Here is a 16912-nt window from a genome sequence, read left to right as displayed (position 1 = left end):
GTAGGCGAGGATCAGCGCTTATGGACCTGCTGAACACGCTGGTGGAGAAGGGGCTGCGGCGCGAGCTGCCGAGCCGTGAAGAAGCACTCGCCGTTCTGGCGACCTCCGACGACGAACTGCTCGATGTGGTGGCGGCGGCCGGGAAGGTGCGCCGCCAGTGGTTCGGGCGACGGGTGAAGCTCAACTACCTGGTGAACCTGAAGTCGGGCCTGTGCCCCGAGGACTGCTCGTACTGCTCGCAGCGGCTCGGCTCGAAGGCCGAGATCCTCAAGTACACCTGGCTGAAGCCGGACGAGGCCTCCCGGGCCGCCGCCGCGGGTGTCGCGGGCGGCGCCAAGCGTGTCTGCCTGGTCGCGAGCGGCCGCGGTCCGACGGACCGGGACGTCGAGCGGGTCGGTAGGACCATCGAGGCCATCAAGGAGGAGAACGAGGGCGTCGAGGTGTGCGCCTGCCTCGGTCTGCTCTCGGACGGCCAGGCCGAGCGGCTCAAGGACGCCGGCGCAGACGCGTACAACCACAACCTGAACACGTCCGAGGCGACGTACGCGGGGATCACCAAGACCCACACGTACGCCGACCGGGTGGACACCGTGCAGAAGGCGCACGCCGCCGGTCTGTCCGCCTGCTCGGGCCTGATCGCGGGCATGGGCGAGACGGACGAGGACCTCGTCGACGTCGTCTACGCGCTGCGCGAGCTCGACTCCGACTCGGTGCCGGTCAACTTCCTCATCCCCTTCGAGGGGACGCCGCTCGCCAAGGAGTGGAACCTGACCCCGCAGCGCTGTCTGCGGATCCTTGCGATGGTGCGGTTCGTCTGCCCCGACGTCGAGGTGCGGATCGCCGGCGGTCGCGAGGTGCACCTCCGCTCGATGCAGCCCCTCGCGCTGAACATCGCGAACTCGATCTTCCTCGGCGACTACCTGACGAGCGAGGGCCAGGCCGGTCAGGCCGACCTGGACATGATCGCGGACGCGGGCTTCGAGGTGGAGGGCGCGGGCACGACGACGCTGCCGAAGCACCGCGCGGACGCCCTCGCCGCGGCGGGCGCGACCGGCGGCTGCGGCACGGCGTCCTCGGCGGGCTGCGGCTCCGAGGCCTCGTCCGGCTGCGGCCCGCACGGCGAGGAGGGCGGGGGCTGCGGCCCCTGCGGCGGTCACGCGGCTCCGGCGGCGACAGCGGCGGCAGCGCCTTCGGTGCCCACGGCGAGTGACGCCCGCACCGACCTGGTGGCCGTGCGCCGCCGGGGCGCCGGCACGGACCTCGCGCCGAATGCCTGACGGCGCACCCCTCGGCACCGGCGAACTCCTCGCCCTGGACCGGGCGCACGTCTGGCATCCGTACGGCCCCATGCCGGGCCGTGCGGAGCCGCTGGTCGTCGCGTCCGCGTCCGGCGTCCGGCTCCGGCTCGCCGAGCCCGCGGAGGGCCGGGACGAGCTGGTCGACGGCATGTCCTCGTGGTGGTCGGCGATCCACGGCTACCACCACCCCGTGCTCGACGAGGCGGTGCGCGGCCAGCTGGAGAAGATGAGCCACGTCATGTTCGGCGGGCTCACGCACGAGCCGGCCGTCCGGCTCGCCGCCCGGCTCGTGGAGATCACCCCGGAGCCGCTGCGGCACGTCTTCCTCAGCGACTCGGGCTCGGTCTCCGTCGAGGTCGCGGCCAAGATGTGCCTGCAGTACTGGCGTTCCCTGGGCCGTCCCGGGAAGCAGCGGCTCCTCACCTGGCGCGGCGGCTACCACGGGGACACCTGGCAGCCGATGTCCGTGTGCGACCCGCAGGGCGGGATGCACGAGCTGTGGACGGGGGTGCTCCAGCGGCAGGTCTTCGTGGACGCGCCGCCCGCCGCCTACGAGGAGTCGTACGCGGAGCTGCTGCGGACCCGGATCGCCGAGCACGCGCACGAGCTGGCCGCGGTGATCGTGGAGCCGGTCGTGCAGGGCGCGGGCGGGATGCGCTTCCACGACCCGGCGTACCTCCGGGTGCTGCGCGAGGCGTGCGACGCCCACGACGTCCTGCTCGTCTTCGACGAGATCGCGACCGGCTTCGGCCGGACGGGCACGCTCTTCGCCGCCGACCAGGCCGGGGTCTCCCCCGACGTGATGTGCGTGGGCAAGGCGCTGACCGGCGGCTACCTCTCGATGGCGGCGACGCTCTGCACGAGCCGGGTGGCCGACGGGATCTCGCGCGGCGAGGTCCCCGTCCTGGCGCACGGGCCGACGTTCATGGGGAACCCGCTGGCGTCGGCCGTCGCTCTCGCCTCGATCGACCTGCTGCTCTCCCAGGACTGGCAGGTCGAGGTCAAGCGGATCGAGACCGGCCTGCGGGCCGGGCTCGCCCCGGCGGCCGAGCTGCCGGGCGTCCGCGAGGTGCGGGTGCTCGGCGCGATCGGCGTCGTCCAGCTCGACCACGAGGTCGACATGGCGGCGGCGACCCGCGCGGCGGTCCGGGAGGGCGTGTGGCTGCGCCCGTTCCGCGACCTGATCTACACGATGCCGCCGTACGTGACGGGTGACGAGGACCTGGCCCGGATCTGCGCCGCCGTGCGCGCGGCGGCGAGCGCGGGCTGACCGGCGGGACCGCGGGAGCGTACGGGGCCGTGGGAGCGGTCAGGCCGCGGCAGCGACCGGCACCGCGGGGAACGGGCGGGACCGCGGCGACGGCCGGCGCCGCGGGCACGGACGGACCGCGGGAACGGACAGAACGGCCGAAGCGAGGCCGGAGCGAGGAGAACAGTGGAAATCATCGTCGTCAGCGGCACCGGGACCGAGATCGGCAAGACCGTCGTCACGGCCGCCGTCGCCGCGATCGCCACGGCCGCCGGCCGGACGGTCGCCGTCCTCAAGCCCGCGCAGACCGGCGTCGGCCCGGACGAGCGCGGGGACGCGGACGAGGTCGTCCGGCTCTCGGGCGCGGCGGGCTCCGCCGAGCTGGGGCGCTTCCCGGAGCCGCTGGCCCCGGGGACGGCGGCCCGGCGGGCGGGGCTCGCCCCGGTGGGGCCCGCGGAGGTCGCCGAGGCCGCCCGGAAGCTGGCCGCCGAGCACGACCTGGTGCTCGTGGAGGGGGCCGGCGGGCTGCTCGTCCGCTTCGACGAGGACGGCGGCACCCTCGCCGACGCCGCCGCGCTCCTCGGCGCGCCGGTGCTCACGGTGGTCCCGGCCGGGCTCGGGACGCTCAACTCCACGGCCCTGACCGCGGAGGCGCTGCGGGCGCGCGGGATCGCCCAGCTGGGCGTGGTGGTCGGCAGCTGGCCGGACGCGCCGGACCTGGCGATGCGCTGCAACCTGGCGGATCTGCCGAGGGAGGCGGACGCTCCGCTGCTCGGGGCCGTGCCGGAGGGGTCGGGCGCGCTCGACCCCGCGGACTTCCGGGCGGCCGCGGCCGGCTGGCTGGGGCCGCAGCTCGGCGGCACGTGGGACGCGGAGGCCTTCCGGGAGCGGTTCGCCCAGCCGTACGCCGGAGCCTCGTAGGCCGGACCACGGCAGGCTCACCGACCACGCACCACGCGGCGGCGCACCGCTTCGAGCGCGGCGACGCGAACGGCTCGCGACACAGGACGCGGGTGCCTCCACTCCGTAGGGTGGAGGCATGCGCGCTCACGTTCAGGAGATCGTCTTCGACTGCGCCGACCCGGCCGCCCTGGTCCGGTTCTGGGCGGGCCTCCTCGGCGGCAGCCCGGTCGACCGGAGCGACGACTGGTCGTACGTGGACCCACCGGACTTCGTCCGGATCGCCTTCCAGCGGGTGCCCGAGGGCAAGGCCGCGAAGAACCGCGTCCATCTCGACCTGGAGGTCGAGGACCCGGTCCGGGCCACCGCCGAGGCGGTCGCGGAGGGGGCGTCCCCGGTCGGCGACCTCGTGACCGACGCGCAGGGCTCCTTCCAGGTCGTACGGGACCCGGAGGGCAACGAGTTCTGCTTCGTGACGGGCTGAGGAGACACCGATGACACCGCCGCGCACCCCGTCGACGCCGCCCGGTCCCGCCGCCCCGTCCGGCGTCCACCATCCGCTGTTCGCCCGCTTCTACGCCCGGTGCAGCGTGTCCGCCGACATCAGGGGCGGGCTCGGCGCACTGCGGGCGGAGCTGCTCTCCGGGCTGTCCGGCCGGGTGATCGAGATCGGCGCGGGCAACGGCCTGAACTTCGCGCACTACCCGCCCGACGTCACCGAGGTCGTCGCGCTCGAACCGGAGTCCCGGCTCCGGCGGCTCGCCCGGGAGGCCGCGCTCCGCGCCCCGGTGCCGGTGACCCTGCTCCCGGACACCGCCGAGGCGCTGCCGCTGGAGGACGCCTCCTTCGACGCGGCGGTGGCCTCGCTCGTCCTGTGCACGGTGCGGAACCTCCCGCAGACCCTCGCCGAACTCCACCGCGTGCTGCGCCCCGGCGCCGAACTGCGCTTCTTCGAGCACGGTCTGGCGGACACCCCCGGGCTCGCCCGGGTGCAGCGGGGACTCGACCGGACGGTCTGGCCGCTGCTCTTCGGCGGCTGCCACACCTCCCGCGCCCCGCTCGCGGCGATCGAGGCGGCCGGGTTCACCCTGGGCCCGTACCGCTCGTTCGACGTGCCGGAGAAGGGCCCGCGGCTCCCCTCCTCGCCCTGTGTCCTGGGCTCGGCCCGGCGGTAGCGGGTGCCGTCTCGCGGAACGGAAGTCCTGGCAGCGGAGCGACACTCCGTGATGGGATCCGGCCATGATCGACCTGCGCATACGTCACGCCACTCCCGAGGACGCCGAGGCGGTCCTGACCTTCTGGAAGGAGTCCGCCGAGGGCACCTCCGTCTCCGACGACCTGGACGGGGTGATCCGCCTCGTCACGCGCGACCCGGAAGCGCTGCTCCTCGCGGTCTCCGGCGAGGTCCTCGTCGGGTCGGTGATCGCCGGCTGGGACGGCTGGCGCGCCTCCCTCTACCGGCTCGCGGTCCTGCCCGCGTACCGCCGCCGGGGCATCTCGACGGCGCTGCTGCGGGCGGCCGAGGAGCGCTTCGCCGCCCTCGGCGGACGGCGGGCCGACGCCATGGTCCTGGAGGAGAACGAGACCGGCCGGCATCTGTGGGCGGCAGCCGGGTACGAGCGACAGGACCAGTGGCGCCGCTGGGTGAAGCCGCTCACGGACTGAGCGGCGGATCCCGGCCGCTCCCCCGCCGACGTGCCGTTTTGCCGGTCCTTTACCATGGTCTCCCCTTCGTCCGACCGACCGAAAGGTGTGAACGTCCGCCCATGGGCGAGCCTCCCGGTAGTGCCCACGCGGGTACTGCTCCCGAAAGCACCGGCCCCCACGGCCGACATCGAGCGTTCCTCCTCCCCCTGACTGATCATGGGACGGAGGTGAACCGATGACCGAAGTGCTGCTGCTCCTCCTGGCGCTCCTCCTCTCCGTGGCGTGCGGTGCGTTCGTCGCGGCCGAGTTCTCGCTGACCACGGTCGAGCGCCGCCAGCTGGAGGACGCCGCCGAGCGCGGCGAGCGCGGCGCGGCCGGAGCGCTGAAGGCGGTCAAGTCGCTGACCTTCCAGCTCTCCGGTGCCCAGCTGGGCATCACCGTCACCAACCTGGTCGTCGGCATGCTCTCCGAGCCCTCGATCACCAAGCTGATCCGCGGTCCCCTGGAGGACCTCGGCTTCTCCGCCTCCGTCGCCTCGTCCGTGGCGCTGGTCCTGGGCACCGCCCTGTCGACCGTCGTCCTGATGGTGGTCGGCGAGCTGGTCCCCAAGAACTGGGCGATCTCCTCGCCGCTCGCGGTCGCGAAGGTGGTCGCCCCGCCGCAGCGGGTGTTCACCGCCGCCTTCAAGCCGCTGATCAGCCATCTCAACAACACCGCGAACCGGATCCTGCGCCGGCTCGGCATGGAGCCGACCGAGGAGCTGGCGTCGGCGCGCTCCCCGCAGGAGCTCGTCGCGCTGGCCCGGCACTCCGCCAAGGAGGGCGCCCTGGAGGCGGACACGGCCGAGCTGTTCGTCCGCACCCTCAACCTGGCGGAGCTGACCGCGGAGAACGTGATGACGCCGCGCGTGCAGGTCACCGCGCTCGACGTGCAGGCCACCGCCGAGGACGTCGCCAACGCGACCCGGGCGACCGGTCTCTCCCGCTTCCCCGTCTACCGGGGCAGCCTCGACGCGGTCGTCGGCATCGCGCACATCAAGGACGTCCTGGCCATACCGGCCGAGGAGCGCCGCCACCGCGGGGTCGGCGAGCTGATGCGCGAGCCGCTGCTCGTCCCCGAGACGCTGACCGTGGACCGGCTGCTCGACCGGCTGTCCGGCCGGCAGACGATGGCCGTCGTCATCGACGAGTACGGCGGCACCGCCGGGGTGGCCACCCTGGAGGACATCGTCGAGGAGGTCGTCGGCGAGGTGCGCGACGAGCACGACCCGCACGAGACGCCGGACCTGGCGCGGGCGGGCGAGGACGCGGACGGGCGCGAGCTCTGGTCCGCCGACGGCGCCGCCCGGACGGACCAGGTGGAGATCATCGGCCTCCGGGTGCCGGACGGACCGTACGAGACGCTCGCGGGCTTCGTCGCCCACGAGCTGGGCCGCATCCCGGCCGTCGGGGACATCGTGGACCTGGACGGCTGGCGGCTCGACGTGGCCGACGCCTCGGGGCGGCGTGCCGCCCGCGTGCAGCTGCACGCGCCCGTGGCGCAGGCGCACGGGGACGAGACCGAGGAGGTCGACGGATGATCGTGATCCAGCTGTTGATCGGTCTGCTGACCCTGGTCGTCAACGCGTTCTTCGTCGGCGCCGAGTTCGCCCTGATCTCGGTCCGGCGCAGCCAGATCGAGCCGCAGGCCGAGGAGGGGAACCGGCGGGCGCGCAGCGTCATCTGGGGCCTCGAACACGTCTCCGCGCTGCTCGCCGCGGCGCAGCTCGGCATCACCCTGTGCACCCTGGTCCTCGGCATCGTCGCCGAGCCGGCCATCGCGCACCTGCTCGAACCGGTCTTCGACGCGGTGGGCGTGCCGCACGGCCTGGTCCACCCGATCTCGTTCGTGATCGCGCTGAGCGTGGCCACGTATCTGCACATGCTGCTCGGCGAGATGGTGCCGAAGAACATCGCCCTGGCGGAGCCCACGCGGACGGCGCTGCTGCTCGGCCCGCCGCTGGTGACGCTCGCCCGGGCGCTGCGGCCGGTGATCTTCGCGATCAACGCCTTCGCGAACGTGCTGCTCAAGCTGTTGCGGGTGGAGGCCAAGGACGAGGTCTCGGCGACGTTCTCGGACGACGAGCTGGCCCGGATGGTCACCGACGCCGGTGACGCGGGCCTGCTCGACGACCGGGCCGCGGAGCGGCTGCACGACGCCCTCGAACTGGGCCGCCGGCCCGTGCGGGACGTCGTGATGCCGGCGGAGAAGGTCGTGTACGCGCAGGTGGGCACGACTCCGGAGGAGCTGGAGGCGCTGTCGGCGCGGACCGGCTACTCGCGCTTCCCGACGGTCGACGAGAACCGCCGGATCCTGGGCTATCTGCACGTCAAGGACGCGCTCGACGTCCTGCCGCGCGACGAGCCCTTCCCGGTGTCCATGCTGCGGCCGGTCGCCCGGGTCCGGGCGGCCGCCCCGCTCGACGACGTCCTGACCGCGATGCGCCGCAGCCGGACGCATCTGGCGGCGGTGCTCGACGAGGACGACAAGCCGGCCGGTCTCGTGGCGATGGAGGACGTGCTGCGGGAGCTGGTGGGCCGCCCGGCGGCCCCGTAACGGCCTCGGTGTGCGGGCGAGGGCCCCGGGAGCAGGCGCTCCCGGGGCCCTTTCGCGTCCCGGGCCGGGGCGGCGGGCAGCTACGCGGCCGCCACCGGGGGCCCGCCGGGCTCCGGCGGCGGGACCCGCATACCGCGCGGTACGATTTCTCCGCCATGGAGATCAATGCCACGTACAACAGTTTCGTCGCCCTCGGCGACAGCTTCACCGAGGGAATGTCCGACCGGAGGCCCGACGGTACCTACCGGGGCTGGGCCGACGTCCTCGCCGACCGGCTGGCCGCCCGGACCCCCGACTTCCGGTACGCCAACCTCGCCGTGCGCGGCAAGCTGATCGGCCAGATCGTCGACGAGCAGGTCGAGACGGCCGTCGCGATGAAGGCCGACGTCGTCACCCTGGTCGGCGGGCTCAACGACACCCTGCGGCCCAAGGTCGACATGGGGCGGGTGCGCGGACTGCTCACCGAGGCGGTCGAACGGCTCACCCCCTCCTGCGGGCAGCTGGTCCTGATGCGCAGCCCCGGCCGCAACGGGCCGGTCCTGGAGCGCTTCCGCCCCCGGATGGAGGAGCTGTTCGCGCACGTCGACGCGCTCGCCGCCCGGCACGGGGCGCTCGTCGTCGACCTGTACGGCGCGCCCTCGCTCGCCGACCCGAGGCTCTGGGACGTGGACCGGCTCCACCTCACCGGCGAGGGGCACCGGCGGGTCGCCGAGGCCGTCTGGCAGACCCTTGGCATGACGCCGGAGGCGGACTGGCGGACGCCGCCGCCGCCGACCCCGCTGCCGGGCTGGGCGACCCGCCGGGCGGCGGACGCCCGCTTCGCCCGGGAGCACCTGGGCCCGTGGATCGGCCGGCGCCTGACCGGCCGCTCGTCGGGCGACGGCCTCGCCCCGAAGCGCCCGAAGCTGCTGCCGTACGAGCCGATGACGCCGCCGTCCGCGGAGCCGTCCGCACGGCCCTCCACGCGACCGTCCACGGAGCCGTAGCCCTGAGTTCGTTCGCGGGCCGTTCGCGGGCCGTTCGCGGCACCGTAGCCCGAGGCCGTCCGCGGGCGGGGTGCGTGAACTGCGTCTCGTAGCAACCTCCAGCTCGGACCCTGGCGCTGGCCTGCAGAAATCGCCAGTAAACTCTGTGCACGTGACTGCTGTGACTGCGAAGCCCCGCATCCCCAACGTTCTGGCCGGCCGCTACGCCTCCGCGGAGCTCGCCGTCCTCTGGTCCCCCGAGCAGAAGGTCAAGCTGGAGCGCCGGCTCTGGCTCGCCGTGCTGCGTGCGCAGAAGGACCTCGGGATCGAGGTTCCGGATGCCGCCCTCGCCGACTACGAGCGTGTGCTCGACCAGGTCGACCTCGGCTCCATCGCGGAGCGCGAGAAGGTCACCCGGCACGACGTGAAGGCCCGGATCGAGGAGTTCAACGCCCTCGCCGGCCACGAGCACGTCCACAAGGGCATGACCTCGCGCGACCTCACCGAGAACGTCGAGCAGCTGCAGATCCGTCTCTCCCTGGAGCTGATGCGGGATCGTACGGTCGCCGTCCTCGGCCGGCTCGGCAAGCTCTCCGCCGAGTACGCGGAGCTGGTCATGGCGGGCCGCTCGCACAACGTCGCCGCCCAGGCCACCACCCTCGGCAAGCGCTTCGCGACGGCGGCGGACGAGCTGCTCGTGGCCCACGCGCGCCTGGAGGAGCTGCTCGGCCGCTACCCGCTGCGCGGCATCAAGGGCCCGGTCGGCACCGCGCAGGACATGCTGGACCTGCTCGGCGGCGACGCCGACAAGCTGGCCGACCTGGAGCGGCGGATCGCCGGTCACCTCGGCTTCGCCCACGCCTTCACCTCGGTCGGCCAGGTCTACCCGCGCTCGCTCGACTACGACGTCGTCACCTCGCTGGTGCAGCTGGCCGCGGCCCCCTCGTCGATCGCCAAGACGATCCGTCTGATGGCCGGCCACGAACTGGTCACCGAGGGCTTCAAGCCCGGCCAGGTCGGCTCCTCGGCGATGCCGCACAAGATGAACACCCGTTCCTGCGAGCGCGTCAACGGGCTCATGGTCATCCTGCGCGGCTACGCCTCGATGACCGGCGAGCTGGCGGGCGACCAGTGGAACGAGGGCGACGTCTCCTGCTCCGTGGTCCGCCGGGTCGCGCTACCCGACGCGTTCTTCGCGCTCGACGGTCTCCTGGAGACCTTCCTGACCGTCCTCGACGAGTTCGGCGCCTTCCCGGCCGTCGTCGCCCGCGAGCTCGACCGCTACCTGCCCTTCCTGGCGACCACCAAGGTCCTCATGGGCGCCGTCCGCGCCGGTGTCGGCCGCGAGGTCGCGCACGAGGCCATCAAGGAGAACGCGGTGGCCTCCGCCCTCGCCATGCGCGAGCAGGGCACCGTGCAGAACGAGCTGCTCGACAAGCTGGCCGCGGACGAGCGGATCCCGCTGGACCGCGCGCAGCTCGACGAACTGATGGCGGACAAGCTGTCCTTCACCGGCGCCGCCGCCGACCAGGTCGCGTCCGTGGTGTCGCGGATCGAGGAGATCCTCAAGCAGCACCCGGAGGCCGCCGCCTACACCCCCGGCGCGATCCTCTGACCGGGAGCCCCCGGTTCACCAGGGAGCAGCTGGAGGCCGCCCGTGACCGCGTCGTTCCCGACGTGGTGGCGGGCGGCCTCTCGGTCTTGTTCTGCGGGATCAACCCGGGTCTCATGACGGCGGCGACGGGCCACCACTTCGCCCGTCCCGGCAACCGGTTCTGGCCGGTGCTCCACCTGTCCGGCTTCACCCCGCGGCGGCTGCGGCCGGACGAACAGGAGGAACTCCTGACGTACGGCCTCGGGATCACCAATGTGGTGGCGCGGGCGACCGCGCGCGCCGACGAGCTGACCCGCGAGGAGTACCGGGAGGGCGGACGGATCCTCGCCGCGAAGGTGGAGCGGCTCGCGCCCCGCTGGCTCGCGGTCGTCGGCGTCACCGCGTACCGCACGGCGTTCGACGAGCCGAAGGCGGTGATCGGGCCGCAGGAGCGCGTGATCGGGTCCACCCGGGTCTGGGCGCTGCCCAACCCGAGCGGCCTCAACGCGCACTGGACGGCGGAGACGATGGCCGCGGAGTACGCGCGGCTCCGCGAGGCCGCGGAGACACCGGCCGGGTAGCGGGGGCCGCCCGCCGACCTGGCACCGCGGGCGGTCGTCGGCGCGGCGGTCGCGGGCGCGGGCGGTCGCCGACCGCTCCCGGCGCCGGAGTGCGCGCCCCCGGGGTCAGGTCGGCGGGTCGACCGTGGTGACCACGGCGACCAGCTGGAACGGGAGTTCCTTGTCCCACTGGGAGACGCCCAGTCCTATCCACTGCCCGTCGGCCCGCCACAGGCGCAGGTTCGGGGTGTGGCAGCTGAGGGTGGCCCAGGGCTCCGGCACCGGCTCGCCCTCCATGCTCCGCTCCAGGACGGGGAAGAGGTCGACGGTACGGGGCTCCCCCCAGCGGGCGGCGAGCAGGACGCCCAGCCCGTCCCGTTCCGCTTCGTACTGGTCCTCGACGACCTCGCGGCGCGTGCCGTCGTCCTCCCAGAAGTCCTCGCTGGTCGCGAGCTCCGCGAGGTGGTGGTCCCGGCCGTCGTCGTATCCCCGGGCCCTGAGTAAGTCGATCGCCGCCAGAAGGCCTGCCGTGGTCATGGCTCCAGTAAAGCGGCCGGCACTGACAGTTGGCGCCGCGTCAGGTTCGGGACGGTCCGGCGGGCCGGCTGGGGGGCGCGCGCGGAGCCCGTATCGACGCCGAGTCGAATCCAAAGCGTCATGGGGGCGGCACTCGCCGCGACCGGAGCCATTGAGTACCATCCGCCGAAGAGGTGCACGAGCTGGGAGGACACACTGTGGGGCGGCTGACCGGCGGGGATCCGTCTCTGCTGCGGCGGATCAACTCCGCGGTGGTACTCCATGCGCTGCGCGGCGCCGACGCGCCGACGCTCACCGATCTGACCCGGATCACGGGTCTGTCGCGGCCCACCGTCGAAGGGGTCGTCGAGGGGCTCATGGAGGGCGGTCTCGTCGTCGAGGCGGCGGCCGAGGAGGGCGAGGCGCGGCGGCAGGGCCGTCCCGCGCGGAGGTTCCGCTTCCGCGCCGAGGCCGGGCATCTGCTGGGCATCGAGATCGGCCCGCACCGGGTGGCCGCGCTGCTCTCCGGTCTGGACGGACGGATCATCGGCGCCGGCGCGCGCGAGGTGTCGGAGACGGCCCCCGAGGACGAGCGGCTGGACCGGGTCCGTACGGTCGTGGCCGACGTGCTGCGCCGCGCCGGCGTCGCCCGGTCGAACCTGCGGGCCGTCGGCGTCGGCACTCCCGGCATCGTGGAGGCCGACGGTACGGTCCGCCTCGGCACGGCGTTGCCGGGCTGGACGGGGCTCGCGCTCGGCGAGCGGCTGCGCCGGTCCTTCAAGTGCCCCGTCATCGTGGAGAACGACGCGAACGCGGCGGCCGTGGCCGAGCACTGGAAGGGTGCCGCGACCGACTCCGACGACATCGTCTTCGTCCTCGCCGGGCTGAGCCCGGGCGCCGGTTCGCTGATCGGCGGCCGGCTGCACCGCGGCTTCGGCGGCGCGGCCGGGGAGATCGGCGCCCTGCACCTGCTCGGCCGGGGCGTCACCCCCGAGCACCTGCTGTCGACGACGGACGAACCGCTGCACCCGCTGGACGAGCAGGCGGTCGCCGAGGTCTTCGCGCTGGCCCGCAAGGGCGACGCGCGCGCGGAGGCGGCGGTCGAGCGGTTCATCCAGCGGCTGGTGCACGACGTGGCGGCGCTGGTCCTGGCGATCGACCCGGAGCTGGTGGTCGTCGGCGGCTGGGCGGCCGGTCTGGACGGTGTGCTCCAGCCGCTCCGCGAGGAGCTGGCCCGGTTCTGTCTGCGGCCGCCGCGGGTGGTGCTGTCCCTGCTCGGCGAGGCCGCGGTGGGGACGGGCGCGCTGCGGCTCGCGCTCGACCACGTGGAGGAGCAGCTGTTCGCGGTCGACGGCACGGTGACGGCCCGCCGCTGAGGAGTTCCTCGTGCGACGGGCCGCGGGGCGTGCTGTGACCGTGGCTAGGAGGCCATGACCAGGTCGACGGAGTCGCCGAAGGTGAGGCGGCAGGTGTCGGCGCGGTAGGTGGCCACGGAGACGGCGGCGGTACGTCCCCCGGAGAGGTAGCGGGTCGTCACGACGAGGACGGGCGCGCCCGGGAGCCGGTCGAGCTCCTTCGCGTCGTCCGCGCGGGCCGAGCCGAGCTCCACCGAGCGGTCCTGGCCGTCGAGGGCGAGGTGCTGGAGTTCGCGGAGCACCGCGCGGGCGCGGGCGGCTCCGGCGGGGGCGTCGATCGCGCTGAGACCCGGGACGGACGCGGCCGGCACGTAGAGCAGCTCGGCGGCGACGGTCTGGCCCTGGCTGGTGCGGACGCGGCGGACGATGTGCACCCGCTCCTCGGCGCCGCTGTCCAGGACGCGCGCGACGGCGGCCGGGGCCATGTCGGCGGCGGAGTCCAGGGGCTGCCAGGCGTCGTCGCCGACTCCCGGCCAGGTGTGCTGCGTGGTGGAGACGTCGACGCCGACGCGCGGCGGGGCGACGGTGGTGCCGACGCCGCGGCGGCGCTGCAGCCGGCCTTCGAGCTCCAGCTGCTCCAGTGCCTGGCGCAGTGTGGCGCGGGCGACGCCGAAGCGGGCCGCGAGGTCGCGCTCGTTGGGAAGGATCTCCCCGACCGCGAAGTCCGAGTCGAGTGCTTCGCCGATGACTGTCTTGAGGTGCTGGTACTTCGGTTCCGGTACCGATGCCAGCTGCGTGGTCCCCACCCTGATCCTCCGCAATTCGCCGTGTCCCGCGGCGTTTTTCCGCGCCCTTGTTTATTAAAGGTTCCTGCACTAACTCTGCGACCATAAGGCGAGCCCACCCCTTGGTCAAGACCAATCCTCTGCCGGACGCCCCCGAATGTGACCCTCTGACCTAGATCGTTCACAGGACGTTCGCGTCCCCGTGCGCCCGGCGCAGCAAAACACCCCGTCTCCGGGGCGGGAGACGGGGTGTACTTCCGGCCGATCGGCGTGATCGGGCCGGTTCCTCGCGTGGGGTGGCCGCGGGGCGCGTCAGAGGCCGGCGAGCGACGCCAGCTTGTCGGGGTTGCGGATGATGTGGACGCGCTGGACGCGGCCGTCGAGGATCTCGATCTGAAGGACCGAGTCCGGCCTGCCGTCGGCGAGGGCGAGCAGGGCGGGGGCGCCGTTGAGCTCCAGGAGGCGGACGTCGAGGGCCGCGTCCGCGCTCCGGGCGGTCGCGTGGAGGAACCGGCCGACCTTGTCCGCGCCCTCGATGATCCGCAGCGGGGCCCTGGACTTGCCGCCGCTGTCGCCGACGAGCCGTACGTCGGGGGCGAGGAGGTCGAGGAGCCCGCCGAGGTCGCCGCCCGCGGCGGCCGCCAGGAACCGCTCGGTGAGGTCCCGGCGCGCCGCCGGGTCGACGTCGTAGCGCGGCCTCCGCTCGTCGACGTGGCGCCGGGCCCGCCCGGCGAGCTGGCGCACGGCCGCCTCGCTGCGGTCCAGGGCCGTGGCGATCTCGGCGTACGGGAAGCCGAAGGCCTCGCGCAGCACGAAGACGGCCCGCTCCGGCGGGGAGAGGGATTCGAGGACGACGAGGACCGCGAGCGAGACGGAGTCGGCGAGCAGGGCGCGTTCGGCGGTGTCGGGCGCGGTCGGGCCGAAGTCGGTCACGACGGGCTCGGGGAGCCACGGACCGACGTAGGACTCGCGGCGCGCCGTGGCCTGCCGGAGCCGGTCGACGGCCAGCCGGGTCGTGATCCGCACCAGGAACGCCCGGGGCTCGCGGACCCCGGCCCGGTCCTCGGCGGTCCAGCGGAGCCAGGCCTCCTGGACGACGTCCTCGGCGTCGGCGACGCGGCCGAGCATCCGGTAGGCGACGCCGAGCAGCAGGGCGCGGTGCTCCTCGAAGCGCGCGGTCGGGGTGTCGGTCGGAAGGTCGGTGGGCACCCCTCCATCCCAGCCGACCGCGGTGGCGCTGTCCAGTTTCGGGCAGAGGCTTGAACTCCGGGCTACTGATCGGTAATTCTCCTTGACGGGACGTCTGACAAGCCTCAGGACAGGGAGTCCGCATGCCCGCACGGATCACGTTCACGATCGGGACCCCGGCGGGTCCCCGCCCGACGTCCCTCCGGTACGAACGCCGCGGAGCGGGGGAACCGCTGCTGCTCCTGCACGGCATCGGGCACCACTGGCAGGCCTGGGAGCCGGTGCTTGACGTGCTGGCCGCCGAACGTGACGTGATCGCGGTGGACCTGCCCGGATTCGGCGCCTCCGACCCGCTGCCCGAGGGCTGCGCGTACGACCTGTCGACCGTCGGGAGCGTCCTCGGCGCCTTCTGCGAGGCACTCGGTGTCGAGCGGCCGCACGTGGCGGGGAACTCGCTCGGCGGGCTGCTCGCCCTCCAGTTGGCCCGGGAGAAGCTGGTGCGCTCGGTCACCGCCCTCTCCCCCGCCGGCTTCTGGTCGGAGGGCGAGCGGCGGTACGCCTTCGCGACGCTGCGGGCGATGCGGGGCGCCGCGCGGTCGCTGCCCGTACCGGTGATCGACCGCCTCTCCCGCACCGCCGCCGGGCGCACCGTGCTCACCAGCTCCATCTACGCACGGCCCGGGCGGCGTTCCCCTTCGGCCGCGTACGCCGAGACGCTCGCGCTGCGCGGGGCCACCGGGTTCCGGCAGACGCTGGCGGCCGGCGGGAGCGTGACCTTCCGCGAGGACGTGCCCGGTCTACCGGTCACCGTGGCCTGGGGCGCCCGCGACCGGCTGCTCCTTCCGCGGCAGGGCGTCCGTGCCAAGCACACCATCCCCGGCGCGCGGCTCGTCCGGCTGCCCGGCTGCGGGCACGTGCCCATGAACGACGACCCGGCTCTCGTCGCACGGGTCATCCTGGACGGCAGCCGCGGCTGAGGCCGTGCCCGGGACGCGCCGGGCGAACAGGCCGGTGCCCACGGCGGCGCCGGCCCCCACGAGCAGGCTGCCGCACGCCTGCGGGAGGCCGAAGGCGGCGCCCGCGACCAGGGCCGCGCTCAGCGCGGCGGCGATCGGGATCGCGCCCGTGAAGAGCGTGGCCCGCTCCATGCCGATGCGCTGCACGCCCATGTAGAACAGGACGAACCCGACGACGGTGGCGAGCGCGGCCTGCCAGACCAGGGCACCCGCCTCCACCGCCGTCGGCATCCGGACGACGTCGGCGCCGTCCACGACCAGGCCGATGAGCGCCGCCTCGGCCGCGCCGATCCCGCACACGACCGCCGTGAGCAGCTTCGGCCCGAGCAGCCGCAGCACCGGGACGGCGAGGACCGTGAAGCCGACCTCGCCGGCGAGCGCCGCCACGGACCAGCCGATTCCCGCCAGGTCCGTACGCCCCCAGCCCTGCACCGTGAAGGCTCCGGCGGCGACCAGCAGCGCCCCGTACAGTACTGCGGGGGCGGGCCTGCGGCCCTCGGTCAGCGGGACGAGGACGGCGACGACGACCGGGGCGCAGCCGACGAGGACGCCGGGCACGGCGGGTTCCGCAGTCCGCTCGGCGGCGAGGACGGCCAGGTTGAACCCGACCATGCCGACCCCCGCGACGGCGGCGAGCCGCACCCAGTGACGGGCGGTCAGGAGCCGCAGCGGGGCCGTCCCGCCGCGGCCGAGCAGGGGGAGCAGCAGCAGGCAGGCGGCGGCGTACCGCAGGGCCTGGCCGCCCGCGTACGGGTAGTCGCCGAGCAGGCTGTTGGCGGTGAAGGAGGCTCCGACGAGGGCATAGGCGACGGTCACGAGGAGGACCCCGCGCAGGGCGTTGGCGTTCATGGCTCCGACGGTAGGAAGACGGGCGGTCCGGTTCGGGGTCCACTTCCGTACCGCCATCGGGGACCACTTCCGCGTCTCGCGGCACGGCATCATGGGCGCCGCGGCCSGGMGCGCCSGGCCGCGGGGACGGGGAGAGGGGGCCGCACGGAGATGACCAGCCACGGACAGGCTGCGTGGGAGCTGCTCCTGCCCGCCGCCGCCCCCGCGCGGGGACGCGGCCGGGCCCTCCAGGAGGCACTGCGCGACGCGGTGCGCTCCGGCCGGCTCGCGCCCGGCACCCGCCTGCCGTCGAGCCGCGCGCTCGCGTCGGACCTGGGCGTCTCGCGGGGCCTGGTCACGGAGGCGTACGAACAACTCACCGCCGAGGGATACCTGCGCAGCGACCGTGGGGCGGG

Annotated in this window: 17 protein-coding genes and 1 pseudogene; 14 read left to right on the top strand and 4 right to left on the bottom strand. The window is 74.1% G+C overall.

Annotation, left to right across the window (positions count from 1 at the left end; all coding sequences use genetic code 11):
• Positions 1-20: 20 nt before the first annotated feature.
• The 11 genes from bioB to mug all read left to right on the top strand — a co-directional run bounded on the left by bioB (position 21) and on the right by mug (position 10829).
• On the top strand, positions 21-1277 hold the full coding sequence (gene bioB, locus EAO70_RS26000) for a biotin synthase BioB (RefSeq protein ID WP_148005149.1): 1257 nt from the start codon (positions 21-23) through the stop codon (positions 1275-1277).
• Entirely contained in the window at positions 1270-2568 is a 1299-nt protein-coding gene (locus tag EAO70_RS25995; protein ID WP_148005148.1) for an adenosylmethionine--8-amino-7-oxononanoate transaminase, read from the top strand. Before bioB ends, EAO70_RS25995 begins: the two co-directional genes overlap by 8 nt.
• A 165-nt stretch (positions 2569-2733) precedes the next feature.
• Positions 2734-3468, top strand: a complete 735-nt coding sequence (gene bioD, locus EAO70_RS25990; RefSeq protein WP_148005147.1) for a dethiobiotin synthase — start codon at positions 2734-2736, stop codon at positions 3466-3468.
• Positions 3469-3586: 118 nt separating this feature from the next.
• On the top strand, positions 3587-3931 hold the full coding sequence (locus EAO70_RS25985) for a VOC family protein (protein WP_148005146.1): 345 nt from the start codon (positions 3587-3589) through the stop codon (positions 3929-3931).
• 10 nt (positions 3932-3941) lie between these two features.
• On the top strand, positions 3942-4622 hold the full coding sequence (locus EAO70_RS25980) for a class I SAM-dependent methyltransferase (RefSeq protein WP_148005145.1): 681 nt from the start codon (positions 3942-3944) through the stop codon (positions 4620-4622).
• A 64-nt stretch (positions 4623-4686) separates the two neighbouring features.
• Positions 4687-5112: a GNAT family N-acetyltransferase gene (locus tag EAO70_RS25975; RefSeq protein WP_148005144.1), complete on the top strand. Its 426-nt coding sequence runs from the start codon at positions 4687-4689 to the stop codon at positions 5110-5112.
• Between the two features lie 217 nt (positions 5113-5329).
• Positions 5330-6673 carry a hemolysin family protein gene (locus tag EAO70_RS25970; RefSeq protein ID WP_148005143.1) on the top strand — a complete coding sequence of 448 codons (1344 nt, stop codon included), beginning with the start codon at positions 5330-5332 and terminating at the stop codon, positions 6671-6673.
• A complete protein-coding gene (locus EAO70_RS25965) occupies positions 6670-7689 on the top strand; it encodes a hemolysin family protein (protein WP_148005142.1) in 1020 nt (339 codons plus the stop codon). The genes EAO70_RS25970 and EAO70_RS25965 overlap by 4 nt, the downstream gene beginning before the upstream one ends.
• A gap of 155 nt (positions 7690-7844) precedes the next feature.
• Positions 7845-8675 (top strand): SGNH/GDSL hydrolase family protein, encoded by an 831-nt coding sequence (locus EAO70_RS25960; RefSeq protein ID WP_148005141.1) that lies wholly within the window; start codon positions 7845-7847, stop codon positions 8673-8675.
• A 151-nt stretch (positions 8676-8826) separates the two neighbouring features.
• On the top strand, positions 8827-10269 hold the full coding sequence (gene purB / locus EAO70_RS25955) for an adenylosuccinate lyase (RefSeq protein WP_187284020.1): 1443 nt from the start codon (positions 8827-8829) through the stop codon (positions 10267-10269).
• A 62-nt stretch (positions 10270-10331) separates the two neighbouring features.
• Complete coding sequence (mug, locus tag EAO70_RS25950) at positions 10332-10829, top strand: G/U mismatch-specific DNA glycosylase (protein WP_148005140.1); 498 nt, start codon at positions 10332-10334, stop codon at positions 10827-10829.
• Between the two features lie 105 nt (positions 10830-10934).
• On the opposite strand, the gene EAO70_RS25945 is transcribed toward mug, so the two are convergent.
• On the bottom strand, positions 10935-11345 hold the full coding sequence (locus EAO70_RS25945; RefSeq protein WP_148005139.1) for a hypothetical protein: 411 nt from the start codon (positions 11343-11345) through the stop codon (positions 10935-10937).
• A gap of 197 nt (positions 11346-11542) precedes the next feature.
• On the opposite strand from EAO70_RS25945, the gene EAO70_RS25940 reads away from it, so the two are divergent.
• On the top strand, positions 11543-12700 hold the full coding sequence (locus tag EAO70_RS25940) for an ROK family transcriptional regulator (protein ID WP_148005138.1): 1158 nt from the start codon (positions 11543-11545) through the stop codon (positions 12698-12700).
• A gap of 44 nt (positions 12701-12744) precedes the next feature.
• On the opposite strand, the gene EAO70_RS25935 is transcribed toward EAO70_RS25940, so the two are convergent.
• Both EAO70_RS25935 and EAO70_RS25930 read right to left on the bottom strand, forming a co-directional pair.
• Positions 12745-13485, bottom strand: coding sequence for a GntR family transcriptional regulator (locus EAO70_RS25935; protein ID WP_148005137.1), 741 nt, complete (start codon positions 13483-13485; stop codon positions 12745-12747).
• Positions 13486-13776: 291 nt separating this feature from the next.
• Positions 13777-14673 (bottom strand): RNA polymerase sigma-70 factor, encoded by an 897-nt coding sequence (locus EAO70_RS25930; RefSeq protein WP_148005136.1) that lies wholly within the window; start codon positions 14671-14673, stop codon positions 13777-13779.
• Positions 14674-14795: 122 nt separating this feature from the next.
• On the opposite strand from EAO70_RS25930, the gene EAO70_RS25925 reads away from it, so the two are divergent.
• Positions 14796-15629, top strand: a complete 834-nt coding sequence (locus tag EAO70_RS25925; RefSeq protein WP_148005135.1) for an alpha/beta fold hydrolase — start codon at positions 14796-14798, stop codon at positions 15627-15629.
• 99 nt (positions 15630-15728) lie between these two features.
• Here the strand turns inward: EAO70_RS25925 and EAO70_RS25920 are convergent.
• Positions 15729-16517, bottom strand: a pseudogene (locus EAO70_RS25920) (EamA family transporter); the annotation flags it as partial.
• 150 nt (positions 16518-16667) lie between these two features.
• Between EAO70_RS25920 and EAO70_RS25915 the strand changes: the two are divergent.
• Positions 16668-16912: GntR family transcriptional regulator (locus EAO70_RS25915; RefSeq protein ID WP_148005365.1), on the top strand; the 245-nt coding region annotated here is incomplete at its 3' end.

Source organism: Streptomyces sp. adm13(2018) (assembly GCF_008042145.1).
Lineage (GTDB): Bacteria > Actinomycetota > Actinomycetes > Streptomycetales > Streptomycetaceae > Streptomyces.
The sequence above is the reverse complement of the archived record's forward strand: the minus strand, read 5'-3'. Positions and strand labels throughout refer to the sequence as shown.